Source organism: Clostridium sp. AM29-11AC, assembly GCF_003480545.1.
GTDB lineage: Bacteria > Bacillota > Clostridia > Lachnospirales > Lachnospiraceae > Otoolea > Otoolea saccharolyticum_A.
In genome coordinates this window covers 21,679-47,935 of sequence record NZ_QUJI01000023.1, presented here as the reverse complement: position 1 = coordinate 47,935, position 26,257 = coordinate 21,679, and the positions used below count along the sequence as shown (strand labels likewise).

The 26,257-nt window shown below is 51.6% G+C and carries 24 protein-coding genes, 1 pseudogene and 1 riboswitch; of the genes and pseudogenes, 4 read left to right on the top strand and 21 right to left on the bottom strand.

The features are described from left to right. Positions 1-106 precede the first annotated feature (106 nt). Both DW757_RS14400 and DW757_RS14395 read right to left on the bottom strand, forming a co-directional pair. Positions 107-526, bottom strand: a complete 420-nt coding sequence (locus tag DW757_RS14400; protein ID WP_243033719.1) for a restriction endonuclease — start codon at positions 524-526, stop codon at positions 107-109. Between the two features lie 261 nt (positions 527-787). Then, on the bottom strand, positions 788-1,369 hold the full coding sequence (locus DW757_RS14395) for a 50S ribosomal protein L25 (RefSeq protein ID WP_008397246.1): 582 nt from the start codon (positions 1,367-1,369) through the stop codon (positions 788-790). 551 nt (positions 1,370-1,920) lie between these two features. On the opposite strand from DW757_RS14395, the gene spoIVB reads away from it, so the two are divergent. Next, complete coding sequence (gene spoIVB, locus DW757_RS14390) at positions 1,921-3,222, top strand: SpoIVB peptidase (protein WP_118752066.1); 1,302 nt, start codon at positions 1,921-1,923, stop codon at positions 3,220-3,222. Between the two features lie 205 nt (positions 3,223-3,427). On the opposite strand, the gene DW757_RS14380 is transcribed toward spoIVB, so the two are convergent. From DW757_RS14380 to DW757_RS14350, 6 genes are all read right to left on the bottom strand, one after another. Beyond that, positions 3,428-3,874, bottom strand: a complete 447-nt coding sequence (locus DW757_RS14380; protein ID WP_015574542.1) for a hypothetical protein — start codon at positions 3,872-3,874, stop codon at positions 3,428-3,430. 162 nt (positions 3,875-4,036) lie between these two features. Beyond that, positions 4,037-4,231 carry a stage III sporulation protein AC gene (spoIIIAC, locus tag DW757_RS14370; protein ID WP_008397243.1) on the bottom strand — a complete coding sequence of 65 codons (195 nt, stop codon included), beginning with the start codon at positions 4,229-4,231 and terminating at the stop codon, positions 4,037-4,039. A 179-nt stretch (positions 4,232-4,410) separates the two neighbouring features. Then, positions 4,411-4,869, bottom strand: a complete 459-nt coding sequence (locus DW757_RS14365; RefSeq protein ID WP_087383309.1) for a stage III sporulation protein AB — start codon at positions 4,867-4,869, stop codon at positions 4,411-4,413. Beyond that, positions 4,757-5,914: a stage III sporulation protein AA gene (gene spoIIIAA, locus DW757_RS14360; RefSeq protein WP_147594695.1), complete on the bottom strand. Its 1,158-nt coding sequence runs from the start codon at positions 5,912-5,914 to the stop codon at positions 4,757-4,759. The genes DW757_RS14365 and spoIIIAA overlap by 113 nt, the downstream gene beginning before the upstream one ends. A 186-nt stretch (positions 5,915-6,100) precedes the next feature. Then, positions 6,101-7,183, bottom strand: coding sequence for a 16S rRNA (cytosine(1402)-N(4))-methyltransferase RsmH (rsmH, locus tag DW757_RS14355; protein WP_044931193.1), 1,083 nt, complete (start codon positions 7,181-7,183; stop codon positions 6,101-6,103). A gap of 62 nt (positions 7,184-7,245) precedes the next feature. Continuing rightward, positions 7,246-8,634, bottom strand: coding sequence for a replication-associated recombination protein A (locus tag DW757_RS14350; RefSeq protein ID WP_118752065.1), 1,389 nt, complete (start codon positions 8,632-8,634; stop codon positions 7,246-7,248). 440 nt (positions 8,635-9,074) lie between these two features. Here DW757_RS14350 and DW757_RS14335 point away from each other — a divergent pair, with 440 nt between their 5' ends. Beyond that, a complete protein-coding gene (locus DW757_RS14335; RefSeq protein ID WP_008397237.1) occupies positions 9,075-9,911 on the top strand; it encodes a helix-turn-helix domain-containing protein in 837 nt (278 codons plus the stop codon). A gap of 157 nt (positions 9,912-10,068) precedes the next feature. Further along, positions 10,069-11,499 carry an MATE family efflux transporter gene (locus DW757_RS14330; RefSeq protein ID WP_118752059.1) on the top strand — a complete coding sequence of 477 codons (1,431 nt, stop codon included), beginning with the start codon at positions 10,069-10,071 and terminating at the stop codon, positions 11,497-11,499. On the opposite strand, the gene recQ is transcribed toward DW757_RS14330, so the two are convergent. The 11 genes and pseudogenes from recQ to DW757_RS14280 form a co-directional block, all read right to left on the bottom strand. Beyond that, positions 11,429-13,444, bottom strand: a complete 2,016-nt coding sequence (gene recQ, locus DW757_RS14325; RefSeq protein ID WP_243033718.1) for a DNA helicase RecQ — start codon at positions 13,442-13,444, stop codon at positions 11,429-11,431. The genes DW757_RS14330 and recQ overlap by 71 nt on opposite strands. Positions 13,445-13,488: 44 nt before the next feature. Next, on the bottom strand, positions 13,489-14,469 hold the full coding sequence (locus DW757_RS14320) for a tRNA-dihydrouridine synthase family protein (RefSeq protein WP_243033717.1): 981 nt from the start codon (positions 14,467-14,469) through the stop codon (positions 13,489-13,491). A 59-nt stretch (positions 14,470-14,528) separates the two neighbouring features. Then, positions 14,529-14,894 carry a hypothetical protein gene (locus DW757_RS17525; RefSeq protein ID WP_207665911.1) on the bottom strand — a complete coding sequence of 122 codons (366 nt, stop codon included), beginning with the start codon at positions 14,892-14,894 and terminating at the stop codon, positions 14,529-14,531. Beyond that, complete coding sequence (locus DW757_RS14310) at positions 14,818-16,398, bottom strand: glycine betaine ABC transporter substrate-binding protein (protein WP_118752057.1); 1,581 nt, start codon at positions 16,396-16,398, stop codon at positions 14,818-14,820. Before DW757_RS14310 ends, DW757_RS17525 begins: the two co-directional genes overlap by 77 nt. Then, positions 16,398-17,531 (bottom strand): ABC transporter ATP-binding protein, encoded by a 1,134-nt coding sequence (locus DW757_RS14305; RefSeq protein ID WP_015574544.1) that lies wholly within the window; start codon positions 17,529-17,531, stop codon positions 16,398-16,400. Before DW757_RS14305 ends, DW757_RS14310 begins: the two co-directional genes overlap by 1 nt. Before the next feature lie 151 nt (positions 17,532-17,682). After that, positions 17,683-17,847: riboswitch (cyclic di-AMP (ydaO/yuaA leader) on the bottom strand. A 145-nt stretch (positions 17,848-17,992) separates the two neighbouring features. Further along, complete coding sequence (locus tag DW757_RS14300; protein WP_021966870.1) at positions 17,993-19,273, bottom strand: DUF4272 domain-containing protein; 1,281 nt, start codon at positions 19,271-19,273, stop codon at positions 17,993-17,995. A 418-nt stretch (positions 19,274-19,691) separates the two neighbouring features. Further along, positions 19,692-20,321 (bottom strand): annotated as a pseudogene (locus DW757_RS14295) (N-6 DNA methylase); the annotation flags it as partial. Beyond that, on the bottom strand, positions 20,314-20,538 hold the full coding sequence (locus DW757_RS14290; protein WP_118752056.1) for a helix-turn-helix transcriptional regulator: 225 nt from the start codon (positions 20,536-20,538) through the stop codon (positions 20,314-20,316). The pseudogene DW757_RS14295 and the gene DW757_RS14290, both read right to left, overlap by 8 nt. 210 nt (positions 20,539-20,748) lie before the next feature. After that, positions 20,749-20,874, bottom strand: a complete 126-nt coding sequence (locus DW757_RS17940; protein ID WP_015574548.1) for a hypothetical protein — start codon at positions 20,872-20,874, stop codon at positions 20,749-20,751. 5 nt (positions 20,875-20,879) lie between these two features. Continuing rightward, positions 20,880-22,046 (bottom strand): aldo/keto reductase, encoded by a 1,167-nt coding sequence (locus tag DW757_RS14285; protein ID WP_015544867.1) that lies wholly within the window; start codon positions 22,044-22,046, stop codon positions 20,880-20,882. Positions 22,047-22,112: 66 nt separating this feature from the next. Next, on the bottom strand, positions 22,113-23,132 hold the full coding sequence (locus DW757_RS14280; protein ID WP_008397224.1) for a transglutaminase domain-containing protein: 1,020 nt from the start codon (positions 23,130-23,132) through the stop codon (positions 22,113-22,115). A gap of 311 nt (positions 23,133-23,443) precedes the next feature. On the opposite strand from DW757_RS14280, the gene DW757_RS14275 reads away from it, so the two are divergent. Then, complete coding sequence (locus DW757_RS14275; RefSeq protein WP_008397222.1) at positions 23,444-24,088, top strand: N-acetyltransferase; 645 nt, start codon at positions 23,444-23,446, stop codon at positions 24,086-24,088. A gap of 122 nt (positions 24,089-24,210) precedes the next feature. Here DW757_RS14275 and DW757_RS14270 read toward each other — a convergent pair whose 3' ends face one another. Further along, positions 24,211-25,569, bottom strand: a complete 1,359-nt coding sequence (locus tag DW757_RS14270) for an MATE family efflux transporter (RefSeq protein WP_118752055.1) — start codon at positions 25,567-25,569, stop codon at positions 24,211-24,213. A 70-nt stretch (positions 25,570-25,639) separates the two neighbouring features. Then, on the bottom strand, positions 25,640-26,248 hold the full coding sequence (locus DW757_RS14265; protein ID WP_118752054.1) for a GDSL-type esterase/lipase family protein: 609 nt from the start codon (positions 26,246-26,248) through the stop codon (positions 25,640-25,642). Positions 26,249-26,257 lie beyond the last annotated feature (9 nt).

Below are 26,257 nucleotides of genomic sequence, written 5' to 3'. Positions count from 1 at the left end.
TATCGAATTCTTATCTGGAAGGTTTCATTCCCATAGACACAGAATATTTTACAGCCTCTATTACTTTATGAAGGATGGGACTTGTTTGTTACCGTACCCTGTGTTCCTATATTCCCTCGTCTCCGAAGAAATCCGTATCCATCTTTTTTATTTTATACACATACTCTGTGGTGACGCCGAAATCGTACTCAATCATCAGCTCTGTCAGCCTCCTGCCGTCGACCAGAATCACCTTTGTCGTATGCTGCTTTTTGGCGTAAGCCGCGGCATCTTTTGAAAACTGGGCCGTTGTGATAAACAGCCCCTTTGTGGCGCCCTGACCGGCTAATGCTCCTACAAATTTCTGAATCTCCGGTCTTCCCACCGTTGTGTCGGGGGCCCACTTTTTCGCCTGAATATAAATCAGATTAAATCCCAGTTTATCCTCATAGATAATGCCGTCTATCCCCTCGTCGCGGCTTGACTGGGTCACGGTTCCTGCCGTCGGCTCCCCGTATCCCAGAGCCTTCAGAAGCCTGACCACCATTTTCTCTCCCCGATGATACAGCAAGTATATCATATACTCAGAAAACTTTGAAGTATCTTTAAATGGGGTGAAATTTTCCGAAAAGCAGCCTGTGTGCAGAAACAAAAAATGCTGCAGAAACTGAACCGGAACTCCTGGGGCTCATGGAAAAAGAACCCGTCCTTTCTAACCTGAATTCCTGTCAGTTTCTGCAGCAATACTGCTGTTTGCTTAATGAAAGTTAAGTAATTTGTGATTTTAACGTCTTTTATTTAGGTTCGTCTACTTCTCTCCCTCCGCAGTCTCTTCCTCAGCTTCCGTATTGTGAACCGCATACACCGTCACAACCACAGCGTCCAAATCTGTCTGCAGATCTACATCCTTGTCGGAGGCAATGGCCAGATCCCTTACTTTGATGGAATCTCCCACTCTCATATCTCCCACATCCAGCTCGATCTTTTCTACCAGAGCAGACGGCAGAGCCCTGTAGGAAACCTCATGAAGCACCTGCTGGAGCACTCCTGTCGTAACCTTCTCGTGGTTCAGCAGATGAATCTCTGCCACGGAGTGAACCTTCTCGCCGCTTACAAGGGCCTGAAAATCGATCTCCTCAACCTGTCCTTTCATGGAATTGTAGTCAACTTCCTTGATCAGAACATCCATGTCCTGACCGTCTACGTTCAGCATAATCTGGCTGCCGCGTCCGCTTGTCTTGAGGAGACGCTCCGCATCAGCCTTTACAATTTTAATCGGTATGGAGCCTTTAATCTCTTTTCCAAATACGTTTCCGGTAACAAATCCTTCCCGTCTAAGCCTCTTGGCCTTCACATCCATGCTTCTCTTCTCAGCTTTTAAAGTATTCATTTATCTTTTCCTCCATCAAACTGACTGCCTGGGATGCTTAGCTGCCTTCAAATTTCGTCTGTTGGAAATAGGTTCGGTTAAGTATCTCTCTTTCTTTGTTACATCTGTATTATAACACTTATGTCAAGACAATTTTGCACAAATTCCAGATTAATTTTTCCTATTTTATGGTATTTTTTATGGTTATCTGCTAATTTCGAAAAAATCTTCACTTTTTCTATCTGATATCTTCCGGCAGCTCAGCCGTTTTCCTCCGTTTATAGGGCAGCGATTACCCGTAAACGATCTGTAAAAATATTTTTTATGAATAAAACAGAACCGCTCTGGAAATACCTAAAATGGAACTGTCCATTTTTCATCCGCTAAACAGCACAGTCTGCCGCTTTCCGGGCAGCAGCTTTTTCACCTGCTCCCTGCAATTTACAGCGTGCATTCCTTTGTTTCATCACATACTACAAAGAGTCAAGCATCCGCTCTGCGGACTGGCGGAAAACCGGGTTTTGCGGTTTTCCAGAACTTGCGGCAAGAAATGTGATAAGGAGGAAAGCGATGTGACTAGAAAAGAAAAACTTCGCCGCCTGCTGACAGGCGTTTTCTGGATCAGCCTCGTTTGTTCACTGGTCTTTACCTGGTTTTACATGAACAGGGCAATCCCCGATAAGCTGAACCTGGTGGTGGATGAAACGGAGAGCTTCCATTTTCCCCTTCCGGTGAAGGTCACGCTGGAAAGCGAGAGTGAGGAGGTAGTTGTGGGAAATGGCTCCAACATCCCCTCTGATCAGATTCATCTTCAGATTAATAAGCCCTTTTCCCTGTATTCTTCCAATGAGGGAACGTATCATCTGAATTTAAAGCTGTTTGGCATTATTGATTTTAAAGATATTGAAGTGGATGTCTCAGACACGAAGTACGCCATCCCCTGCGGCATGCCGGTAGGCATTTACATGAAATCCGACGGCCTCATGGTGATCGGAACCGGACAGGTAGAGACGAAGGATGGCTCAACCATTGATCCGGCTGAAGGTGTCCTGAAATCAGGAGACTACATTGAAGCCATCAACGGAGAGCCTGCCGACGACAAGGACGACATGATTGAAGCCGTCGCAAATGCGAAGGGCTCGCCCATCAAGCTGGATGTGCGGCGGGATAATCAGACAATGGAGGTCACGATGACCCCTGTGGAGACAAAGGACGGTGATTACAAGCTGGGCATCTGGATCCGCGATGACACCCAGGGCATCGGCACCATGACGTATGTCACCCAGTCCGGCGAATACGGCGCCCTGGGTCATGGGATCAGCGACAGCGACACGGGACTTCTGGTGAGCACCAGCGGCGGCGAGCTGTACGACACAGAGATTATGGGAATTGAAAAGGGTTCCATGGGAAAGCCGGGCGTCCTCTCTGGCGTGATCTATTACGGCGGTCAGTCGAAGCTCGGAACCATTGAGGCCAACACCGAGCAGGGCATTTTCGGTACCATTGACAGCCGGATGTGGAAGGAAATAGACAAAATGCTGGGGGAAGGTCCCGGACGGGAGCCCATCCCCATTGGCTACCGCCAGGATGTCAAAAAAGGGCCCGCCTTCATCAGAAGCTGCATTTCCGGTGAACCCCGCGACTACGCCATCGAGATACAGAAAGTCGATTATTCCACTGCCCACAAAAATAAAAGCCTGGTCATCAAGGTGACGGATCCAGAGCTTTTAAGCCTCACCGGCGGAATCGTCCAGGGAATGAGCGGCAGCCCTATCATCCAGGACGGGAAGCTGATCGGGGCCGTTACTCACGTTTTTATTCAGGACTCCACCAAGGGATATGGAATTTTTATTGAAAACATGCTGGAGCACTGAGGCCGGTGAAAAGCCCCAAAAGGCCACACATCCGGTGGGACCCGGCCTCATCGGATGGCCTTTCAGGCGGCTCAGAAGGTTCCCTCTGCCTCTTGGCATCATCTCTCTGTTCTGACTTCTGAGCCCTGACTCTTCGCCCTGCCTCTTCATCGCTCTGCCTCTTCATTGCCCTGACTCTTCAGCACTCTGACTCTTCGTCCTCCTCTCACTTCCAGAACCGCACATACTGCTTTCCATAATTTCCCCACCAGGTTTCCGCTCTCTCCCTGCCGTTTTCATCGGTTCCCCTGAAATACATGGTGGAAAACAGCATCTCTGTCTCGTTAAGCCTCACGGCCGCCTGAAGCAGCCCTTCCTCCATGGGAAAAATGACGCCGTTTTTTTCTCCGGCCCTCTGCTCTATCCACTTCAGTTCCCGGATCTCCTGGCCTGTAAGCTCCTTTTCTGCCCTTTCTCTTTCCTTAGGACTCAGACTGAACAGGTAAAAGTCGAGAAAACTGTTGTCCTCCCCGTACTTTTCCTTCAATCTTAAAAAATGCTCAAAAGCCTTCCTGCCATCCATTACGACGATCTCATTTTCATAAGAATCGAGGCCCTCGCGTATGGCTTCAAAATACAAAAATCCCCGCTCTCTAAGCTCTCTGCCTGTCATAGTTCCTCCCTGTCCGTTTTGGACTATGTCCCTTGCTTCCTTTATCTGTTTCTTTTTTTCCTTTTGGTTTCTCTTATTTCCTTTAGCTTCCTTTTATTTCCCTTTATTTTACTTTATTTTCTTCTTTTTCCTTCTCTTTGAAGACATCCATCTGCTTTTCTCTCACAGAGCAAACAGCTCCTTCATCGTCTCAAACAGCTCGTAGATATACGGAACCATCCAGAACAGCACCAGCACCAGCCCTGCAAGGCTGGTCAGAAACGCCTGCTCCTCCCTTCCGCTGTGCTTTAACACCTGGCAGATAACAGACACCAGAATCCCCACTGCCGCAATCCGAAATATCAGGCTGACTCCCATTTTTTCTCCTTTCCACAATCACAGCTTTTCTGTCATCCGCACTGTTCTTTTCAGCTAAACTGCCCCTTCTGCTTCCCTCTCCACGGCTGTCTGTTCCGTTCAGCGTTTTTCCCCTGGTTTTCTTTCCGAGCCTGCTCCGCTCTCCTGTCCCTCCTGCCGGTCTTTGTCCCCCCAGTCTTCTACACCAGAATGACTGCCAGGAACAGACCGGCCATGACTCCTGCGCTGGTATACAGCCTCCGTTTCTGGGCAATCTCCCTGGAAATCCCCTCAATCTCTTCTTCCAGCTCTTCCAGATACAAAAGGATCGTCCTCTCCTGCATTTCCCTGTCCAGATAGCCCAGATGCTCCCCAAAGGAGATGAGCTGCTCTCCCTCCCGCTCTGTCAGAGGGCTGGTCTCCAGAAATTTATGGGCCTCCTCCTTCCAGATGTCAAAAAAGCTCTCCCCGCTGCCCTGCATCAGGCGCTCTGACACCCGCCTAAAAAGCTCCCCCTCTGGTCTCCCTGCCCGCTTTCCCGTTCTGTCAAATCCTTCCGCCAGCGGCACATTGGCATACAGGATTTCCCCCTTCAGGTGGATCACCAGCACGCGAATGCGCTTTAACAGGGCCAGCCGCTCCGACAGACGCGCCGCCATCCCTGCCCCCATTGCACTGCAGGAGGTGATCACAAGGACTGTCCCCACCAGTTTTATTAAAGCAGACATCTCTCCCCCTCCCGTCGAGAATCTGTTCCACCGTTCCCGGCCCCCTTCTGCCGCTCAGAACCAGAATCCGCTCAAACAGTCTGTCCCGAAACAGCTCCCGGAAGGCCGGCTTTGCCTCCACATCCTGATAGGAGGTTCCGTGGGCAGTGGCAATCAGGCTGCACCCGCAGCCTGCCGCATAGCGCAGCGCCTCCAGATCCTCCCTTCCGCCAATCTCGTCCACCGCCAGCACCTGAGGTGCCATGGAGCGGATCAGCATCATCATTCCCTGAGCCTTTGGACAGCCGTCCAGCACATCGCTTCTCATCCCCACATCATTCTGGGCAATTCCCTGAAAGCAGGCTGCAATTTCCGACCGCTCGTCCACAATCCCCACGGTTTTCCCCTCCATATATCCACAGCCGTCAGAAATTTTCCTCACAAGATCGCGAAGAAGGGTGGTTTTCCCGCAGCAGGGCGGGGAGAGGATGAGCACCGGATACAGCTCGCCCCTGTCTCTGTCTATGAGATAAGGGAGCACGGAATCAGAACATCCTCTGATCTGGCGGGCCACCCGGACATTCAGGCAGGTGACCGGCTTAATGGCCTTCACCCTGCTGCCGTCAGTGACAGCTCTTCCCGCCACCCCGATCCGGTGTCCGCCTGCCACAGTCAGAAATCCCTGTCTGAGCTCATCCTCAAAGGCATAGAGAGAGTATCTGGCCGCACATTCAAGGGTCTCCTCTATCTCTCTCTGAGATACCACGAGAGCCCGGCCAGTCCCTCCCCTTTCCGGGCCCGTTTCTGAGACAGCAGAGAGCAGCTCTCCCCCTTCTCCCACTGCATACTCCCTTCCCCCTGCCCTGACGAGGAGGGGACGCCCGCTTCTGAGCCGGATTTCCTGAAGCTCCGTGCACTGTTTCACCGCAGGCCCCAGAATATCCCTGAGACCTCTGGAAAAAATCTGAAGAAGATTTTCTTCTGCCTGTCCTGTCATGCTGTGCTCCCCTTTCTGGCTCTTCTGTGATGGGCCATTTGGGAACAACCGCTTTTCTGCTCCTTTGGCCCTTCTCCTTTTGCTGACAGTCTGTCCTTCTCTTTTAATCGTAAAGGGCTCCTGCACCTCACTCCATATATATGAGGGGACAGGCAGATTATGTCTGATTTCGGTGTTCTTCTTAGCCTATGCCTTCACCGCCCACCTCATTTTCGTGGACTTGGCCCGGCTGTTTCTGGCGCACTCCTCTGCCGACGGCCGGATCACCTCCTGCGCGATCTCGCTGTACAGGCCGGCTCTCTTATATTCTCTGAAGGATTTTTTTACAAGCCTGTCCTCACCGGAATGGAAGGTCAGAATAGCAGCCTTTCCTCCTGATTTGAGAGCAGACGGCAGCTTCTCCAGAAAGGCATACAGCACCTCAAACTCACTGTTTACATCGATACGGAGGGCCTGGAAGGTTCTGGCGCAGGACTTCTTCACTGCCTCCTTTCTCTCCTTTTCCGGCAGAAAGGAAAGCGCCTCCTCCACTGCCTCCCGAAGCTGTGTGGTGGTATCGATCCTTCCTCCCCGTTTCAGCCGGCTGAATACCGTATGGGAGATTTCCTCTGCATAGGGCTCGTCTGAATTTTCCATCAGCATCCCGCAAAATTCCTCCCTGTCCATCCCTTTCAGCCTCTCAGCCGCCGTCTCCCCCCTGGTGGGATCCATTCTCAGATCCAGGGGGCCTTCATACTTGTAGGTAAAGCCTCGTTCCGGATTGTCAATCTGCATGGAGGAAACTCCCAGATCTGCCAGAATAAAATCAAATGGCCCTGCCTCCTCAGCTACCTTGTCAATGTCGGCAAAATTCATGAGCTTCACCGTCAGAATATCCGGCCCAAAGCCGGCGTCCGCCAGTCTTTTTTTCGTCTTTTCCGACTCGATGGGGTCCACGTCCAGGCCGTAAATATGCCCCTGTCCCTGCAGCTTTTTCAGCATTTCCCTTGTGTGTCCGCCATATCCCAGGGTGGCATCCAGCCCCACCTGTCCCGGCCTGATATCAAAAAAGTCCAGAATCTCCTTCACACAGATGGAAATATGCATTCCCGCAGGCGTCCCTCCCTTCTGAATCACCTTCTCCACCGTATCCCGGTACTTTTCCGGATTCAGCTCCTTGTACTTTTCTTTGTAACTTCTGGGATGGGTTCCCTTATAGCGGACACGCCTTTTATGTACCGGCTCTGTCCCTTTTCCTTCCTCTCTTCTGTTCTCTGTATCTATACTCATATGCGTTCTCCTTTTCTGTTTCCTGACGGGTTTTTCTTGTTTTACAACAGATTCTTCCGGCTTCAGCATGGAAACTCCTCTGTCTGCTCTCCTGCCCCTGCCTTCTGCTCCCGCTCTTGTGCTTTCCCGCCCTCTGTTTCGCCCTTCTTCCACCTCCTGATGGCGTCAAGTCTCTCTCCCGTCACCATTTCCTCCCCCTGGTTCGTAGGCTCATAGTAGATCCTGTCCTTCAGGGAGTCCGGAAGGCACTGCATTCTCGTCATCTTCTCTGCCGTGCTGTGGGCATACTGGTAGCCCTCCCCGTAGTGGAGCTCTGCCATAAGCTTTGTGGGGGCGTTTCGTATCACCAGAGGCACCGGCTCATCCTCCAGCTCCCGCACGTCCTTTTTTGCCGCCTCACAGGCCCTGTAGGAAGAATTGGACTTGGGCGCCATGGAGAGATAAATTACCGTGTGGACAAGATTTACGTCGCACTCCGGCATTCCCAGAAAGTGGCAGGCCTGATAGGCAGCCACAGCCAGTGAAAGGGCCCTGCTGTCTGCCATCCCAATATCCTCGCTTGCAAACCGGATCAGCCTCCTTGCCACATACAGGGGATCCTCCCCTGCTTCCAGCATCCGTTCCAGCCAGTATACGGCGGCATCCGGATCGGAATTTCTCATGGATTTGTGGAGGGCGGAAATCAGGTTATAATGCTCCTCCCCCTTCTTGTCATAGAGAAGGCTCTTCTTTCCGATGCACTGCTTTATCACCTCCCGGCTCACAACTGTTCGGTCCCCATGAATTTCCCCGTTGGTGACAGCCATCTCCAGCACATTTAACGCTGTCCTCGCATCTCCCCCGGCAAACCGGGCAATCATATCAAGCAGCTCCTCTTCTATCTCCACCTTGAGGTAGCCGTATCCCCTGCTGCTGGTCAGGGCATGCTTAAGAAGGGCCGTCAGCTCCTCCCTGCTCAGCTCCTTCAGGACAAAAACACGGCATCTGGACAAAAGAGCGCTGTTTATCTCAAAGGAAGGATTTTCCGTAGTCGCGCCAATGAGAATGATGCTTCCCCTCTCCACATAGGGCAGAAAGGCATCCTGCTGGGCCTTGTTGAAGCGGTGTATCTCGTCCACAAATACCACAGTCTTCATCCCCCTGTGCCTGGCTTCCTCCGCCTTCGCCATTACCTCCCTGATTTCCTTAATCCCGCTGGTGACGGCGCTGAAATTGATAAAGCCGGCATTTGTCCTGTTAGCAATGATGCCGGCCAGCGTTGTCTTTCCCACTCCGGGAGGCCCCCAGAAAATCATGGATGAAACCTGATCCCGCTCAATCAGGTTGCGAAGCAGCATCCCCTCTCCGAGGAGATGGGACTGCCCGACAAACTCCTCCAGGCTCTCCGGCCGCATCCGGCTGGCCAGAGGGCTGTAGACCGGCGCATTGTCAAACATGGATATCTGTTCCATATCTCTCTGTTTCAAACTTCTTTCCTCCTGTATCCGTCTCTGTTTACCCGGCCTGTCCCGGGACACGATTTTTCTGCCCTGCTTTCTCTGCCCTGCTTTTTCTGCCTTGCTTTTTCTGCCTTTTACTGCAGAAGTATTGGAAAGCTCTTATACAGCGTATTATACACGGTTTCCTCCCCATTTCCTATTTTTTATGCCCAAAATTTTCAGACCGGACTTATTCAGAGTCAGTTTTCCTGATGTCCTGACTTTTCGTATTCAGAACCATGGAAATTTCCTGATGCCCACATTTCGTTTTTCTCTCCACAATCCGGCATTTTCGTGATAAACTGTCCAAAGAAACGTATAACCTGAGGTATATCCTGAGCCAGAAAAGCAAAACCTTGCAGAAAGCATCTGACCCGTCCGTCCCGGTCAGATCAGAAACGGAGAAAACTGCCATGCGAAAAGAAATACTCACCATCAGCGAATTTGCTTCCCTGCGGGGCATCACCGCCGAAACCCTGCGCCATTATGACAGGATCGGGCTTTTGAAGCCGGCATTTACCGACTCCTCAACGGGGTACCGCTATTACTCGATTCTGCAGTATGAACAGCTTTCCACCATTCTGGAGCTGCGCCAGATGGGCATGAGTCTCTCTGAGATCCGAAGCTTCTTTGAAGATCGAAACCCTCATTCTGCTCTGGAGCTTTTAACAGAGCGAAAGCTTGTCCTGCAGGCAGAAATTCAAAAGCTGCGTCAGCTGGAGACAGCCGTTTCCTCTAAGATCTCACACCTGGAGGATATTCTGTCCCGCAAAGCCTCGGATCCGCCGCGCCTTGTGACCCTTCCGGAGCGGAAGGCCCTGGTCTGGAAAACTCCCCTGGACAGTGATGTAGACATAGGCTACGGCTTTGCCGATCTGGAAGAACATCTGAATGAGGTGGCTCCTATTTTTGCCGCCAACCGCTATGGTCTTCTGATGCCCGCCTCTGTGCTGAAAACGGGAGAAAAACGCTCTTCCCTTCTCCTCTTTACAGACGAACCGGCCCATCTCTCCGGCGCCGAGGCGGTAGAGGTGCGCCGGATTCCAGGGGGCCTTTACGCCTCTGCCCTCCTCTATCAGCCGGAGACAGACGATCTCTCAGAGGTCAAACGGCTGAGCCGCTCCTATCAGAGCCAGGGATACCGCACAGAGGGGGAAATCATTTTTATTTCCCAAATCGATTTGTCCGTCACAGGGTGCAGGGATCAGGTGCTGTACGAGGTTCAGCTTCCCCTTGTCCCCTGCATCTGACAAAGGTCTGCGGCCAGGAAGCCTAAATCCAGGCTGCAGATTTTTCTTTTTTCTCTTGACTTTTGTGTAACACAAAGGTTTATATTGTTCAGGCAGGGCTGACAGAAGGATCTTCTGGCTGTGCCCTGCCAATACAGCACTTAAGGGGGATAATGATTTGAAAGAAAATACTTCGGGCAGCAGAAGCTTAAATAATGGCTTAAATAACAGCTCAGATAATCGTTCACATAATAATACTCTGCTGACAGAGCGCCTGCCCCGCCTGTTTCTGCTCTTTGTTCTTCCTGCGGTCATCTCCATGGTCATCTCAGGAACACAGAGCATGATAGACGGAATTTTTCTCGGCCGCTTTGCAGGGGTCAATGCCATGGCAAGCGTCAATATTGCAGGGCCCTACATGCAGATTATCACAGGCTGCACTATGGTTATCTGCATCGGAACCTTCAGCTATCTGGGACGGACGCTGGGAGAAAACACAAACCCCCAGAAGGCCAAGGACATCTTCCGGACGGCTGTAGTGTCCCTTGCGGCATGCGCTCTGATCCTCATGGCAGCGGGACTTTTCCTCTCCCGTCCCCTGGCTCTCCTCCTGGGGGCCAATGAAGTGCTCCTGGATGAGACAGCACTCTATATCAGGACAGTGGCAGTTTTTATCCCTGCCATCTGCTTCATGATGCATTTCGGATTCACAGCAAGGCTTCTTGAAAAGCCTCACCTGTACCTGATTGCCACGCTCTGCTGCGTAAGCTGCAACGTGATCATGGACTACCTTGCTGTCAAGGTTCTGGGACTGGGCGTAGTAGGCGCAGCGGCGGCCACAGGCCTTTCCTACCTGTCCGGCCTTCTCGTAGTGGTGCGCCCCTTCCTGAGCAGAAAATCCATCGTGAACCTGTTTGAAGGCACCTTTCACTGGGATATTCTGAGAAGCTCTGCCTTTAACGGTTCCTCTGAGGGGATCACAAGCATTTCCGCCGCCCTGACCATGTACCTATTCAACACTGCCTTCATGGGCTTTGCCGGGGAAAGCGGAGTGGCCGCATTTACAGTCATCAACTATGCCGGAAATTTTGTAGTGCTCATCATGTTCGGAGTCTCCGACGGAATCAGCACCCTTGTCAGCTACAACTACGGAGCGAAGTTCCTCCTGCGCGTGAAAAAAACTCTGAGGGCAGCCCTGATGATCAATTTCTGCATCGGTCTTTTGATCTTCACCGTTCTCCATCTGTTCAGCCGGCAGATGGTGGGAATTTTCGTATCTGACAACGAGTTCGTCACAGCCATGGCGGTACAGGGAGCCGCCCTCTACAGCTTTTGCTTCCTGATGAACGGCTTCAACATTTTGCAGTCCGGCTACTATACCTCCATGGGAGATGCCCTCGCCTCCGTGATCATCTCAGCCAGCCGCGGGATTGTCTTTATCTCCACGGGTATTTTCCTTCTGCCTCAGTTTCTGGGCATAAACGGCGTATGGCTGACGCCTCCCTTTGCAGAGCTGATGACCGTTTTGGTGTGCCTGATCATTGGCCGGGTCCGCTCTGCTGACCGCGAAATATCCGAAGAAACCGCTCCCCGTACTTCTCCAGCTTAACCTCTCCGACTCCCGTGACACAGAGCATCTCCTCCCTGGTGGCCGGCTTTACCGCGCACATGGCCACCAGGGTCTTATCTGAAAAGATAATGTAAGGCGGAACCTGTTCCTGCCTTGCAATCTCCATCCGGAGGCTTCGAAGCTCCTCAAACAGCGGCTCGTCCTCCTTTTTAAGTCCGGCAGCAATCACTTTTTCCCGCTGCCTTTCTCCCCGCCCCTTTCTGCGGCGTTCTGAGTTTCCGTCTGTCCTCTCTCCTGTTTCCTCCCTTGCCAGCTTCATCACCATACGAAAACCGTCGTTCTCTTTATGGCAGTCGTTCTCTTTCCCCTTCCCGCACGCTCTCCTCTTCTCCCACTCCCCCAGAAACTCCTCTCCCTTCTCTGTCAGTTTGACAATCATGTAGGAGTCATCCGTCAGACGAAGGTATCCCTCCAGCAGGAGGTGATTGAAGATATCCCGGAGTCTGTGGAGAGCCATACCTCTGCACGCCCCGAAAAACGGATTCTCCTCCATCCGGTACTGCCTGACTTTCGCCGTACTGCCTCCGTGGACGGTATTGAGAATCACCTGGATTCCGTACCTCTGGCGGCACGCCTTCACACAGCCCAGAAAAGCTCCGGCCTGTTCTGTTATGTCAACCGTTTCAAAGTTCGTCATACAGTTCCTGCAGTTTCCGCAGTAATTGTCCCCATATTCCCCGAAATACCTGAGCATATATCCTCTCAGGCATTCATTTGTAAAACAGTAGAAGGTCATTTTCCGGAGCCGCTCAAAATCTCTCTCCCTCACAATTTCCCTGGCAATATCGTCCAGCTCCTCATTCTCCCCGCCCTTTTCAATAAAGAGCTGATTTGTGATAACATCCTGACCGCTGTAATACAGGATGCACTCCGCCGGCTCCCCATCGCGCCCGGCCCTGCCTGCCTCCTGATAGTAGCTCTCCATGTTTTTCGGCATACTGTAGTGGAGCACATACCGCACATTGGACTTGTCAATTCCCATACCGAATGCATTGGTGGCAACCATCACTGGCTTCCGGTCATAGATGAAATCCTCCTGATTCTTCCGGCGCTCCTCGTCAGACAGGCCCGCATGATAGCGGGTGGCAGGGACTCCCTCCCACTGGAGCTTCCCGCAGACCTCCTCCACCTGCTTTCTCGTCAGGCAGTAGATAATCCCGCTGTCCTTCGGATGCATTGCCACATAGCTTTTCACCGCGCCAAACCTGTCCTGAACCTTCTCCACCGAAAACCAGAGGTTGGGCCTGTCAAAGCCCGTAGCCGCCATAAACGGACGGTCTAACAGCAGCAGATCGATCACATCTGCCTTCACCTCATCGGTGGCCGTGGCCGTAAACGCAGCTATCACGGGCCTTTTGGGCAGGCGGCTCACAAACTCCGGTATTTTCAGATACCCCGGCCTGAAATCCTGCCCCCACTGGGAGACACAGTGAGCCTCGTCCACTGCCAGCATGGAAATCTCAGCATTTTTCGCAAAGTCCAGAAAGCTCTCTGTCAGCAGCCGCTCCGGTGCGACATAGATGATCTTATACTGTCCATTCCCGGCCAGCTTCAATGCTTTGAAATACTGATTCTGTGTGAGAGAGCTGTTCAGATAGGCGGCATGGATGCCGGCCTGGTTCAGAGCTGTAACCTGATCCTTCATAAGAGAGATAAGAGGTGAAACCACAATGGTAATTCCGTCCATCAAAAGGGCGGGAATCTGATAGCAGAGAGATTTGCCGGCCCCGGTGGGCATGATTCCAAAAGTATCTCTTCCGCTCAGGATGCTGTCTATCAGCTCCTGCTGGCCCTCCCGGAACGAGTCATAGCCAAAATAGTATTTGAGGGCCTGAAGGGGAGTCCCCCTCTCTGCTCCCGGCCCCTCCCTGCCTTCTTCTCCTTCGCAGAATTCTCCCCGGGATTCCTTCCATCTCTCATCCATCCGCTCTTCCTCCCTTCTTCGCTGCATGCGGCCTGCCAGGTATCTTAAAAGCCCTGAAATCCTCTCTCCGGACACAGCATTCTCTTTCCGAGAAGCTCTTCCACCGCCGCCAGATAGGCCTCCATGCTGCCCGCCTTTCGGATCTTCTTTGCCTCTTTTTCACTGTCCGGAAACAGGGTGAGCATATACGTCCAGAGCTCTTTCATCTTAAACAGCGTATTTCTGTCTCCTGACATCACCTCCCGGTAACCATTCAGGAGATCCTCATGAAAATCCCTGAAACGCTTCTCATCCAAAGGATTTTTCCCTGTCTCCATCCATTCTGCAAGCCCCGGATTGGCAATCACGCCCCTCCCAAGCATCACGCACTCCGTCTCCGGAAATTCCGCCCGGAACCGGGAAAGCTCCTCCGGCGTAAAAATATCTCCGTTGTAGCAGAGCTTCACCCCGCAGGCTCTCTCCTTAGCCAGACGGAATGCCTCCCAGTCGGGAGTATTTTTATAAAAATCCGTCTGCACCCTGGGATGGATGATCAGCTCGCTTAATGGAAATCTGAGATACAGCTCCAAAAGCTCCTCAAACCCCTCCGAGCTCTCCTTTCCCAGCCTGGTCTTAATGGAAACCCTCATGCCCATGTTCTCTGCACAGTCAAAAATCTCATCCAGAAAACACTCCAGCCGTTCTCTCAGCTGTGCAGCGAGAAATCCGGAGCCCTTCCCCTTGGCTGCCACCGTCCCGGACGGGCACCCCAGGTTCAGATTCACTTCCCTGTATCCCAGCTCCCAGAGTCCCCTCATAGCCGAACAGAACGCTTCCGCATCATTAGTCAGAATCTGGGGCACAAGCAGAATCCCCCTGTTATGCTCCGGCAGCACATCATTCCTTTCCCTGGAAGTCATAGCTTTTTTCAGATGGGGTGAGAGAAACGGAGTAAAATATTTGCCGATTCGGCCGAAATGCCTGTGATAAGCGTTCCTGTAGACATAACCTGTAATCCCCTCCATGGGGGCCAAATAGTAATTCACTAAACCTTCTCCTTAACCATTTAATAATCGTGTTTTGGCTCTCTTCGCGCGCCAGCGGCTCAGCGCAGGTATAATGCCGCTCTGCGGACATTATACCCTATTTCCCCTCCTGTGTCATTCCTCCCCAAAATAAAATTTCCGTAAACTCCCTGCCGTTTTGCAGCCTCTCTTCTGCCGCTTCCCTTCTTCCATCTCCTTTTGTCCCTTCCACAGAAGACAGTAAAAAATTTCACTTCAGTCTCCCCGGAGACACCCTCTCCTGCTGCCATCCCCCTTGCGCAGAAAACAGAGAGAAGTTTTATTGTGACTTTGCTGGAACAATAAAACTTCTCCCTGTTTTCCCTCCCACTATTTTCTCGCATATTCCGGCAGGTTCTCAACAAGGAAGTTGTGGGCAACCTCCTCTGCCTTCTGTCCTTCTTCATCTACCAGGTAGTTTAACTCTGCCATGGTATCGGTGGACAGCACGTCTGCCAGGGCCTCTGTAACATCTGCAATCTCCGGGTACTGTTCCATGATCTCCTCACGGAATACGGGAACTGCATAGTAAGGCGGAAATACTCCCTGATCATCCTCCAGGATTACCAGGTCAAATTTCTTCAGCAGTCCGTCTGTGGAGTAGGCGTCGATGACCTGCCCCTCTCCGCTCATAAGCGCTGTGTATCTGGCGGAGCCGTCCACTCCCACCTTGTTGAAATTAATTCCGTACCTGTCCTCCACTCCCAGGAGACCGTCCTCGCGGTTCATAAATGCCAGAGTCGAGCAGATCGTGACAGGTCCGCCTATCTTTTTCAGATCGCTGATCGTCTCTAGTCCATACTGCTCTGCAATTTCCTTGGTCGTAGAAAGTGTGTAAGTATTATTGACATTCAGGGAATTGAGCACATCCAAACCGTACTGCTCCTTCATTCCCTTAACAGAGTATGTATAGACCTGCTCCACGTCAGAGCTGGCCGGGTTCTTCAGGATATTCACATAAAGCGTTCCCGTGTAATCCACATATCCGTCGATCTCCCCGCTCTCTATGGATGACAGGCAGACAGAGCCGGCTCCCAGATCCGGGATGGTTTCCACGTCAATTCCCAGATCCCGCTCGATGGCCTCCGAAAGCATATAGGCAAAAATTTCATTCTCAGAGAAATCCATGCTGGCAATTCTGATATCGGCTGTCTTTTTCCCCTGGAAAAGGCTTGCAGAAAACAGAGCCACAAGCAGGGCAACAGCCACTGCGATAACCACGCACTCCCTCTTTTTGCGGCGCCTCTTCTCGTCCTTATTCTTGCCCTCCAGAAGGCTCACAGGCGTCACAATCGTTTCTATGGCCGCGAATACTCGGTCCACCAGAAGGGCCAGAATACAGGCCGGAATAGCTCCCGCCAGGATCATCACATTGCTGACAGTTCTGATTCCGGAGAATACCAGATAGCCCAGTCCGCCGCCGCCCACATAGGCGGCCAGAGTCATCAGTCCTACCGCGGAAACAGCGGAGATTCTCACACCTGTCATAATCACAGGAAGGGCCATGGGAAGCCTTACCTTAAACAGGATCTGGCTCTTGGTAAGTCCGATTCCCTCTGCTGCCTCCAGCATCTGGTCACTGATATTCATAAGCCCTGCATACGTATTCTTGATAATCGGAAGCAGAGAATAGATGACAACCAGAAAGATGGCCGGCTTCATACCGATTCCGAACACCGGGATGGCAAGTCCCAGAAGAGCCATGCTGGGCACTGCCTGCACTACGTTGGCAAAGGCCAGAACAGGCTTGCTGGCAGGCCGTATATAGGCAATCAGGATTCCCAGGGGAACGCCGATCAGGATGGCCGCCACAAGAGCCAGCACCGTAAGCTCAATATGCTCCACCAGAAGGGAGAGAATCTCCTGACTGGATGAGTTGAAATATTCAATCAAATCTGCAAACAGCTTCATTATGACTCCTCCTTTCCTGAATCAGCGATAAACTGGCGGCTCAGGGTGTTGATCAGGGTACTTCTCGTGATCAGTCCCTCAATGATTCCCTGGCTGTTTACCACCGGAAGGGTGGACAGGTGGTGCTCGTCAAACAGAGTCAGCAGATCCACAATGGAGCTGTCCGGCCCGACAGAGGTGAATTCCCGGTACATGAAATCCTCCGCCGGACGTTTGATCTCATGAACCCCGATGAGGGACTCTGCAAACAGTACGCCGTAGAGTCTTCCCTTCTGATCCGTGATCATCAGCGTATCTACCTTTTTGCGTCCCATGGTCTCAATACACTTGAAAATCGGCATCTTCGGATGGCAGCACACCGGATCGGAAATCATAATATCCCTTGTCTTGATAAACTCCGGCGAAGTCCAGATTCTCTTGGGACCGATGAAGTTGCGCACAAAATCGTTGGCCGGGTTCTTCAGAATATTTTCCGGAGTGTCAAACTGGGTGATCCGCCCCTCCTCCATGATGCAGATCCGGTCGGCCAGACGGATGGCCTCGTCCATGTCGTGGGTTACAAACACGATCGTCCGCTTTAACGCCGCCTGCATGTCAATCAGGGCGTTCTGAATCTGGGTTCTCGTAATGGGATCCAGAGCTGAAAACGGCTCGTCCATCAGGATAATCTCCGGATCTGCCATAAAGGCCCTCACAACGCCGGCCCTCTGCTGCTGACCGCCTGACATCTCCGACGGATAAGCGTCCATAAAGGTAGCCGGATCCAGGTTTACCATATTCATCAGGCGGATGGCATTCTCCTCCATCCGGTCCTTGTCCTTACTCTTCATCCTCGCGATAATCTCGATGTTCTCCCTGATTGTCATATGGGGGAACAGGCCTATCTGCTGGATTACGTATCCCATTCGCCTCCTCAGCGCAATGGTGTCCATATGGGAGATATCCCGCCCGTTGATCTCCACCGTTCCGTCTGAAGGCAGAATCAGCTTGTTAATCATCTTTAAGGTAGTCGTCTTGCCGCATCCGCTCTCTCCCAGGAGAACCACAAACTCCCCGTCCGGGATCTGAAAGCTGATGTCATCAATTATTTTTTTACCATGAAAGGTTTTGGAAACATGTTTGAATTCAATCATCTGATCACCCTCCTGCATGTCCAGTTCCCATAGGCCGTCCGGCCTGTCTGAAGCAACATACAATACAGAAAAGAAAAACCGCCTGCAGTGCAGGCGGTGAAAGGTTTCTGAAAAAACGCATAAAGAAACTAAGACGTATTGCCAGATACGCAAATCCTTCCAATGTCTGCGAGATTAGCTGACGGGTTCGGAAAAGAAGGTTTCCTATGGCAGAAATTTCAAAGCCAGGACGCACCCGTGCTTTCACCTGCTGCAATTCACCCCAAAAATTGGTTCTCCCGCTGCCGTATCTTACGGCATTAGACGTTCTGCATTGATTAGTTTTTATTATACTATAAATAACAAATAAATACAATGAATTTTACATAAATTTTGAGTTATAACGCAAAATCCAGTCTACAATGCAGGTTTCCCGATTTTATGACTGAAATTTCAGCATTCTGATACCTGCTTCCTGCCATCTACGTGGACAGATCTACCCGGTCCCAGCCTGCGCTCCTGTCCGCCTGGCCTTTTTTCCCTTCCCCTGGGTCTGCCGTCATGCACCCTGCTGCCCAGAAAAGAGCCCGGTGTCTTTCCATCACAACATCAGGAAGAATCCCTCCCGGAGCCGGAAATCCGTTGAGCCCCGCGTCCGTGCAGGCCCAGTCCAGGCGGTAGATAAAGTCCGCCGCGTCGAGAAGCTCCCGTTTGGACCTGAGTTTCACCGCCTGCTCAAATTCTGAAAAGCTGTCAAACTCCCTCATTTTTCTCACACACTCCCCCACGTCGCAGATTTTCTCCGGCCAGGAAAGGCTGTCGAACATACCGAGGGCCCACTCCATGACGTACAGATTTTCGTACTGCCAGGAGAAGTGAATTCTTACAGCCTCCTCTGAAAAATCGTCCTCCAGATACGCCTTCTCGGCTGGGGAGAAAAATTCATCTGCCCGGAAATGCTCGATAATTTCCCTGACAAACGCTCTCGCCTGCGGGGGCTTCATGCCCTCCCCCAGAAGGCATTCCGAATACAGAGCCACTGTCAGAAGTGCGGCGGCTCTTCCGCAGACCTGCCGCTTTGTCCGTGCCTGGGTTCTGGCCTCCGTCTCCAGCACAGGAAGCCAGAAAGGCACATAGATCTGACGGCGCCTAAGCTCCATAACGCTTTTTCTTCTCCTCTCCAGCGCTTCCCCAGGAATTCCCTTCTTCTTGTCATCCTGGGATGTATCCTCCAGAGGCGGAAGAAAGGACTTTACTTCACTCTCCCCGTTTCCGTCCAGAATCACTTTCCCGTCAGCCCCGGCAATCGCCTCGCCGCCCTTTGTCATCACTGCGCTCATGCCTCTCAGCACCTGGGCTATCATGTTCTCGGCAGCTGCGATCCTCTCCTGATCCGCCCTCTCATTTCTCAGCTCGAACGAATAATTCACCCGGACAATTCCCTGGCATCTCCCAAGAACGAACATCAGATTCCTCAGCGTATCTGTATTTTCAGTCCTCACCTGCCTGAAATAATCCCTGATGCCGTCCAGTTCCCTTCTGGCATACACTCCTGCTTCTCCCTCATCGCCTGTGCCGAAAGCTGCAAAGGAAATCTCCATTCCCTTTCGCCGAAACGTCAGGGTATTTCCTGATGTCTCTGCCTCCTCCTCAAAAAGCTCCAAAATTCTGTCGATCATCTGTATTCCTAAAATCTCTCTGCAGAACAGAAACTCTCCCGCCTCATATCTGCGCGCTCCTCTTCTTCTGCTGAAAAATCCCATCTCGTCCTCCCGTACCCCTCTTTCTTATGTACTCCGCCTGTATCCCGGCAGTTCTTTTCCACATTCTATTATACAGACGGGGGCGTGAAATACAATGAATTTTTTGCCGTTTCCTTCCATATGGACTGTCAGGAAAACGGCCTTTTCCCGCCGGAACCCCTTCCAGACCGGAAGAACTGCTGATCACGAAAAAATACCGGTTGATTTTCTATGGGTCAGCGGGCAGAAACATGCTTTGAGGGCGCCACTCGTTCCCCAGCGGCCGCAAAGTGAATATACAATTCCGCCTGACACTGACAGTATAAAATTATTTAGCCAAAGCAAAAGATGCCTTGCTAAGCAAGACACCTTTAGGAACTCCTTCTGCGCATGGCAGATGAACTACTATTCGTATATGCGATTTTCAATGATTTATCAATGCATCAATAAACAGCGTGTTGTTGTCTGCTTTATTCCGCTTCAGAACCATAATGCAGGTTGCAATGGAAGTTCCAAAGAACAGATTGCTCGGCAGCTGAATGATGCAGTCAATGAAGTTGTTGTCAATCAAATACTGACGGATTTTCTTCTCAGCTCCGCCACGGTACATGATGCCGGGGAAGCAAACGATCGCCGCAGTTCCATTGGTGGCAAGCCACGCCAGGGAATGCATGATAAACGCAAGGTCAGCTTTTGACTTCGGTGCAAGCACTCCGGCAGGAGAGAAGCGGGGGTCATTTATCAAAACAGGGTTGTCGTCGCCCTCCCACTTGATAGAATAAGGGGGATTTGAAACGATAACCTCAAACGGTTCATCATCCCAATGCTGCGGATTCAGCAGCGTATCTTCATGGGCAATGTCAAACTTGTCAAATCCATCGTTTCCGGCTTCGATTTCACCCTCATTGATATAGTTAGTCAGATTTTCAGAAATATAGCGATAGAACATCATGCCCAACACATAAGACTTGAAATCCCATCCATCAACGCTCCCACGCAATTCATCCGCAATCGCCCATATCGCACGATGCAGTTCATCACGCTCCTGCTCTTTTCTTACATCAGCCATTTTCGTTCTCCTTTTCAGCTGGTATAAATTCCAGAATATCATCTACCTTGCAGTCCAGAGCAAAACAAATCTTCTCGATACTGTCCAATGACACATACTGGTCACGCCTTAACCGTGTCAGAATGTTAGGGCTGAACCCTGCCCTTTCGGTCAGTTCGGAAGTCTGGATGCCCCGGTCTATCAGCAAGTGAAACAGTTTTTTATAGGTTACAGCCATATAGTCCTCCTTGCCATGATAATCACTATTTGATAGTGTATCACGAAAATGTGAAAAATTCAATTTATCGTGATAGATATTAGACAGGAATTAGGAATAATGCGAAAAAGAAAACGGCTCAATGCAGTAGCTATGACTTACATCGAGCCTTTCTATCTTTTGCAGTTCTGTATAAGCGTAGGTTCGTCATATTGGGTGTGGTATCTTTAACTATGGGAAACTCCGGCTTCCCTCCTCAATATGGTGCCTTTTCATGAAATCCAGAATCTCCGGCGCCCCGAACATCCATTTAATCTCACAGATCTCTCCCGGTCTTGCCTCCGTCAATACCTGCATAAACACTACCTCCCAGCTCCCTCAAACAGCCTGTGAGCCTCCCGCATCTTTTCAGACACCGGCACGCCAAACGGGCATCTCTCCTCACAGCTTTTACAGGAAATGCAGTCGCCTCCATTGGCAGACAGCCCTTCATAGTGAGCCCTGAGGGCTGCGGGAACCTCCGGCTGCATTTTGGCCAGATCACACAGCTTATTCACCATGGCTATGTCAATGCCCTTGGGGCAGGGAGCGCAGTGCCCGCAGTAGGTGCACTGGCCGTAATAGGCGTGGGCAGGAGCCTTGGCGAGAACGCTCGCATAGTCCTTCTCCTCCTCTGTGGCTGTCTCATAGGCCACTGCGCTGTCTACATGCTCCGGGGTGTCAAAGCCCGCCAGTATACTAGCCACTGCCGGCCTTGTCAGGGCATAGTGAATACACTGGACCGGGGTGAGGGCCGTCTTAAAGGGAGAGGTTTCAGCTGAAAAAAGCCTTCCGCCCGCATAGCCCTTCATAACCGTCATCCCCACTCCCAGCTGCTCGCAGAGACTGTAAAGCTGCGCCCGCTCAGGCGCAATTCCGCCCAGTCCCTCCCCGTAATCTTCTCTGAAATATTCCGTCATATCTTCGCTGGCCGGAAGCATGTCGAAGGCGGGATTCACACTGAACAGAAGCATCTCTATTTTTCCGCTCTTTGCCGCGAGAGCCGCCACCTCCGGATTGTGAGTGCTCATTCCAATGTGGCGGATCACCCCCTGAGCCTTCAGTTCAGCCGCATAGGCGTAAAATTCCCCTTCCATAACCTGGTGAAACTCCCTGACCTCGTCTACAAAGTGGAGCATTCCCAGATCAATATAGTCTGTTTCCAGCCTGGCGAGGAGATCGGCAAATGCCTCCTTCACCCATTTCATCTCTCTGGTTCTCACATACTGGCCATTCTGCCAGGTGGCGCCCAGATGTCCCTGAATGATCCACCGCTCCCGCCGGCCTCTTATGGCCGCGCCTATGTTGGAGCGCACCTTTGGCTCCGGCATCCAGCAGTCCAGGATATTAATTCCGGCCTCCTCACACCTGTCCACTACCGCCTTTACTTCCTCCGCGCTGTGGCGCTCCAGCCACTCTGCCCCAAGCCCGATCTCGCTGACCATCAGGCCTGTTCTGCCAAGCATTCTGTACCTCATATCTGTCTTCATTTACACCCTCCTTATCTCCTGGCAGCCCGGCCTCGCAAGGCCCCTCTGCCTGTATCATCCTTCCCCTTAGAGTTCTCCCTCGTTGGCCTCCTCGGCACAGATCTCCTCGCCCTCCATCCGATCCAGAATAGATACCTCCAAAACGGCCTGGGCTGCATTGACGGAAAGCCTTGCAAATTTCCCCTTTTCCGCCGCTGCCCTGCAGGCTTCTCCGTAGAGCTCCCTGAGAATTTCCCGGTTTAGCGCCCCTCCCCTCCAGTGGAACACAAAATACGGCTGCTTCTTCCTCACAACTGCACGGAGCCGCTTATACACCTCCTCTGCCTTTGTGAGAGAAAGCCTCTGCTCCTTGTAATAAAACCTGTCATAATCTGTACAGGCGGGAACCGGATAGACCAGTTTCTGGTGATCCTTAAATATACGCTTGTCATCCAAATTAAAATAGTCAAAACGCTTTGTTCCGTAACGCCCCAGAGAATTGTCAAAGGTGGCATCCAGATGATACCAGTTCCCTCCCATTTTCAGCACATTCCACGCGTGGCGGTACCTGATTCCCCTGTCCGGGGCGGCCTCGCTGACAGCGATCACACATTCGATTCCCAGGCAGCCGCAGAGGAGCTTTACGGTTTTTGCAATCCCCTCGCACACGCCTACGCCCTGCTGAAGAGGCCCTATAATCTCGTGGGAGTACTGCTTTTTCAGCTTGTCATAGGTGACGTTTTCACAGATAAAGTCATGGACAAACCTCTCCTTCTCCTCCAAAGTCATATTCCCGGCCTGCCTGACAAGGCGGTTCACCCTCCCCTCCAGGGCCTTCTGGTGCTCCCTTATCTTCTTTTTTTCAAACATGTACTCCGGACACATTCTCACATACTGGGAATCTTGCGTAAACCGGTAATGAAAACCCTCCGCAAAAAAGATTTCCGGGTGATCCAGCCTGAGACGGAAAAATACATCGGAAAGCTCCCTGTTTTCCAGCCTCCTCACCGGAAATTCCGGCGAAATATCCTGAAAGCCGGAAAGCATATTCCTGTAGGCCTCCTGCTCATCCCGGCTCATCTGTCTGTAGTAATAATCCTGTGTCATCTTCTCTTCTGCCTTTCCCGGAGCCTGGCAGACTCAGACACCTTTCACAGGCGGTATCCGTCATCCACACAGCCGGCCCAGTGCGGCATCAGGCTCGCTTTACTACGGTAATTTTATCATGCCTCAGTACAAATGTCCATCTCGCCGCCCATCCCTCCTTTTCCTCTTTCTCCTTCCCTCTCCCTTGTAAAGCCGGAAGCTTTTATGCTATACTGAGATAACCCTGCAGGGGCAGGCAGAGTAAAAGCAGCCCGGTCGTCTGCCTCCTTTTTCTGCCCCTGCCTGTTATTAAAAACTGGAGGTATCTGCAAATGAACCGTGAAATTATTATCAGAAAGGAACAGCCGGAAGATTATCTTCGGGTAGAAACGATCATAAGAAAGGCTTTCTGGAATTTATACGTTCCCGGCTGCTATGAACATTATCTCGCTCATATTCTTCGCTCTCATGAAGACTTTATTCCTGAGCTTGATCTGGTCATCGAAAAGGACGGCCTGGTGATTGGCTCTGTCATGTATACAAAAAACAGGCTTATCGATGAAAATGGAGCCGAAAAACAGATCCTCACTTTCGGCCCTATCTGCATAGCTCCGGAATACCAGAGAATGGGCTATGGAAAAGAGCTGATGGAGGTATCCTTCCAAAAGGCTGTCCAGATGGGCTATGAGGCCGTGGTCATCTTCGGAAGCCCTGCCAACTATGTAAGCAGCGGCTTTAAAAGCTGCAAAAAATACAATGTCTGCCTGGAAGGGGATATCTGGCCCGCTGCCATGCTGGTAAAAGAGCTGAAGCCCGGAGCCCTGGATGGGAAAAAGTGGTTTTACTACCAGAGCTCTGCCTATGACTTAGATATGGAAGAGGCACAGCGGTACGATGACTCTCTCGAGAAGATGGAGAAGGGCTTCCAGCCAAGCCAGGAGGAATTTTATATTTTAAGCAATGCCTCCCTCTCCTGACTTCTTTTCGCTCAGCCGTTTCTGGCAGAGAATCCCCTCCCGGCGGGATACTCTGCCGGCGGCAAACTCTGCATTGCTCTAATGTATTTTTCCTCCATATCTGTCCAGAAGCTCTTTTCCGATTAAATCCCCTCTGCCTTTTTTAACCTCCGGTAAAATCCGGCTGCTGCAATCAGAGAGACTGTGTCAACAATAGGCTGAACCCACATACAGCCATAGAGTCCCAGAAGGCCGTTCATCAGAAACAGGAGGGGAATATCCAGCACGCCTTTTCTGAGTATGGAACAGATAAGAGATTCCTTAAATTTTCCCATAGCCTGGAACTGAATAATCATCGGATAGCAGACAGACATCATCGGCATAGCCGTCACCATCCGACGGAGAAATCCGGTGCTGTAATAGATCGTCTCCGGATCGCTGATAAACAGCGAGGCAAGCTGGGGTGCAAACACTTCGTAGGCGGCCAGACACAGCATGGAAAAGCCAAATGAAACCAGGCAGCCCAGGCGAAAGGCCTTTCTTCTTCTGTCCTGATTGCCCGCCGAATGGTTATAGGCCAAAAGAGGCAGAAGACCGTTGGACACGCCGATGGAAAAGTAGAGGGGAAGCTGATCCAGCTTCTTTACAATTCCCAACGCAGCCATGGCCTCTGTCGCATACTGAGAAACAAACCGGGACTGAGCCGCGATAGCCACAACGGTCAGTGCATACTGGACGGCCGACGGAAAACCTATGGTGAGAATATTTTTTATATAGCTCCCCGTGAACCGGAGCCTGGCCGGATGGATATTCACCACCGTCTGTCCGCGCTTTCCGGCAATATAAATCAGGAAATACAGTGTCGCAGCCATGTTGGAGATGGCTGTCGCCATGCCTGCTCCCGCAGCCCCCAGATTCAAAAACTGAGGGAGCACAAAAATCGGATCCAGGACTATGTTCAGAATTCCGCCCATGGAAACGCCTGCCGCTGCCGCTGCCGCGCTTCCCTCCGCTCTCACAAGATTGGCCAGCAGTGTATTCAGAATCGTTCCCGGCCCGCCGATCACCACCACCCACAGGGCATAGCCAAACGCAATATCATAAATCTCCGGCGTCGCTCCGCAGAGCACCAGCACCGGATGGGCAAAGATCAAAAACAGAGCGGAAAAGAGCGCCGCGCACAGAAAGCCTCCCCAGAAGGACACAGAAGCAATCCTTCTGGCATCTTCCGTCTGATTTTTTCCAAGCGCCCTTGCGAGGGCGCTGGCTCCCCCGACTCCGAACAGGTTGGAGATAGCTGTCAGCATAACAAAAGAAGAATATACGACCGTAACAGCAGCCGTCTGATCCGGCTTGTTTAACATTCCCACAAAATAAGTGTCCGCCAGATTGTAGATCAGCGCTATCATCTGGCTTGCAATCGCAGGTACAATCTGCCTGCACACGGCCTGCCGGACCGGCATGTTCTCAAACACTGCAGTCCTGTCTGCTGCCTGTTTCATATGGTTTCCTCCTTAAACATTTTCTGTCAGTTTTTCATCTGTCTTTTTATCAGTCTCTGTGCCTCTATTGTCAAGGATATTCCATAAGCTCTTCTGCAAGTCTCTGTGCAAGCCTCTCGGCAAACCTTCTGTGCCCCTCCCCGGTAAAATGCACGCCGTCATGGGCGAGAGGAATCTCCCAGCCGGAAGCATCTGCAAAGCGCAGACCGTACTTTTCTGCAATCTGTCTGTAAACAGGCCCCAGGGCCTGCACCTCCCTGTCATAGAGAGCCTCCTCCTCCCCATAGCGGCCGATATCCGTCGGCGCAGGGGCAATGAGAAGCACCTTCTTTCCCTCTCCCCTGAACCTCTGATGTTTCAGGATATGCTCCACAAACACTTCCATCTTTTTTCCTATTTCGCAGGCGTCAGGGCGAAATGAATTAAAAATATCATTAGTTCCAAGCATGACAGCCAGAAGAGCAAACGGCGGTTCCCTGTCCATAAGCTGATCAAAGCGCTGCAGAAACCAGCCTTCCGGGATCTCCCGCCCGTTCATCCCTTCATTTGCCGTCTCCCATCCAAAGCGTGCTGCCAAAATTTCCGGCCACCGCTCCTCCTCCCCAAGCCGCCGGCCCAGCCTGGAGCCTGCATCATAGCCATATGTATTGGAATCTCCAAAGCATACCATCCGTCTCATGATCTGACT

What these genes read in the sequence shown, in the direction of transcription:
- DW757_RS14400 (WP_243033719.1), bottom strand. Translation starts at nt 526, where the DNA reads ATGGTGGTCAGGCTTCTGAAGGCTCTGGGATACGGGGAGCCGACGGCA.
- DW757_RS14395 (WP_008397246.1), bottom strand. Translation starts at nt 1,369, where the DNA reads ATGAATACTTTAAAAGCTGAGAAGAGAAGCATGGATGTGAAGGCCAAG.
- DW757_RS14380 (WP_015574542.1), bottom strand. Translation starts at nt 3,874, where the DNA reads ATGACAGGCAGAGAGCTTAGAGAGCGGGGATTTTTGTATTTTGAAGCC.
- spoIIIAC (WP_008397243.1), bottom strand. Translation starts at nt 4,231, where the DNA reads ATGGGAGTCAGCCTGATATTTCGGATTGCGGCAGTGGGGATTCTGGTG.
- DW757_RS14365 (WP_087383309.1), bottom strand. Translation starts at nt 4,869, where the DNA reads ATGGCGGCGCGTCTGTCGGAGCGGCTGGCCCTGTTAAAGCGCATTCGC.
- spoIIIAA (WP_147594695.1), bottom strand. Translation starts at nt 5,914, where the DNA reads ATGACAGGACAGGCAGAAGAAAATCTTCTTCAGATTTTTTCCAGAGGT.
- rsmH (WP_044931193.1), bottom strand. Translation starts at nt 7,183, where the DNA reads ATGAGTATAGATACAGAGAACAGAAGAGAGGAAGGAAAAGGGACAGAG.
- DW757_RS14350 (WP_118752065.1), bottom strand. Translation starts at nt 8,634, where the DNA reads ATGGAACAGATATCCATGTTTGACAATGCGCCGGTCTACAGCCCTCTG.
- DW757_RS14335 (WP_008397237.1), top strand. Translation starts at nt 9,075, where the DNA reads ATGCGAAAAGAAATACTCACCATCAGCGAATTTGCTTCCCTGCGGGGC.
- recQ (WP_243033718.1), bottom strand. Translation starts at nt 13,444, where the DNA reads ATGGATGAGAGATGGAAGGAATCCCGGGGAGAATTCTGCGAAGGAGAA.
- DW757_RS17525 (WP_207665911.1), bottom strand. Translation starts at nt 14,894, where the DNA reads ATGAAGAAGGACAGAAGGCAGAGGAGGTTGCCCACAACTTCCTTGTTG.
- DW757_RS14310 (WP_118752057.1), bottom strand. Translation starts at nt 16,398, where the DNA reads ATGAAGCTGTTTGCAGATTTGATTGAATATTTCAACTCATCCAGTCAG.
- DW757_RS14305 (WP_015574544.1), bottom strand. Translation starts at nt 17,531, where the DNA reads ATGATTGAATTCAAACATGTTTCCAAAACCTTTCATGGTAAAAAAATA.
- DW757_RS14300 (WP_021966870.1), bottom strand. Translation starts at nt 19,273, where the DNA reads ATGGGATTTTTCAGCAGAAGAAGAGGAGCGCGCAGATATGAGGCGGGA.
- DW757_RS14290 (WP_118752056.1), bottom strand. Translation starts at nt 20,538, where the DNA reads ATGGCTGTAACCTATAAAAAACTGTTTCACTTGCTGATAGACCGGGGC.
- DW757_RS17940 (WP_015574548.1), bottom strand. Translation starts at nt 20,874, where the DNA reads ATGCAGGTATTGACGGAGGCAAGACCGGGAGAGATCTGTGAGATTAAA.
- DW757_RS14285 (WP_015544867.1), bottom strand. Translation starts at nt 22,046, where the DNA reads ATGAAGACAGATATGAGGTACAGAATGCTTGGCAGAACAGGCCTGATG.
- DW757_RS14280 (WP_008397224.1), bottom strand. Translation starts at nt 23,132, where the DNA reads ATGACACAGGATTATTACTACAGACAGATGAGCCGGGATGAGCAGGAG.
- DW757_RS14275 (WP_008397222.1), top strand. Translation starts at nt 23,444, where the DNA reads ATGAACCGTGAAATTATTATCAGAAAGGAACAGCCGGAAGATTATCTT.
- DW757_RS14270 (WP_118752055.1), bottom strand. Translation starts at nt 25,569, where the DNA reads ATGAAACAGGCAGCAGACAGGACTGCAGTGTTTGAGAACATGCCGGTC.
- DW757_RS14265 (WP_118752054.1), bottom strand. Translation starts at nt 26,248, where the DNA reads ATGAGACGGATGGTATGCTTTGGAGATTCCAATACATATGGCTATGAT.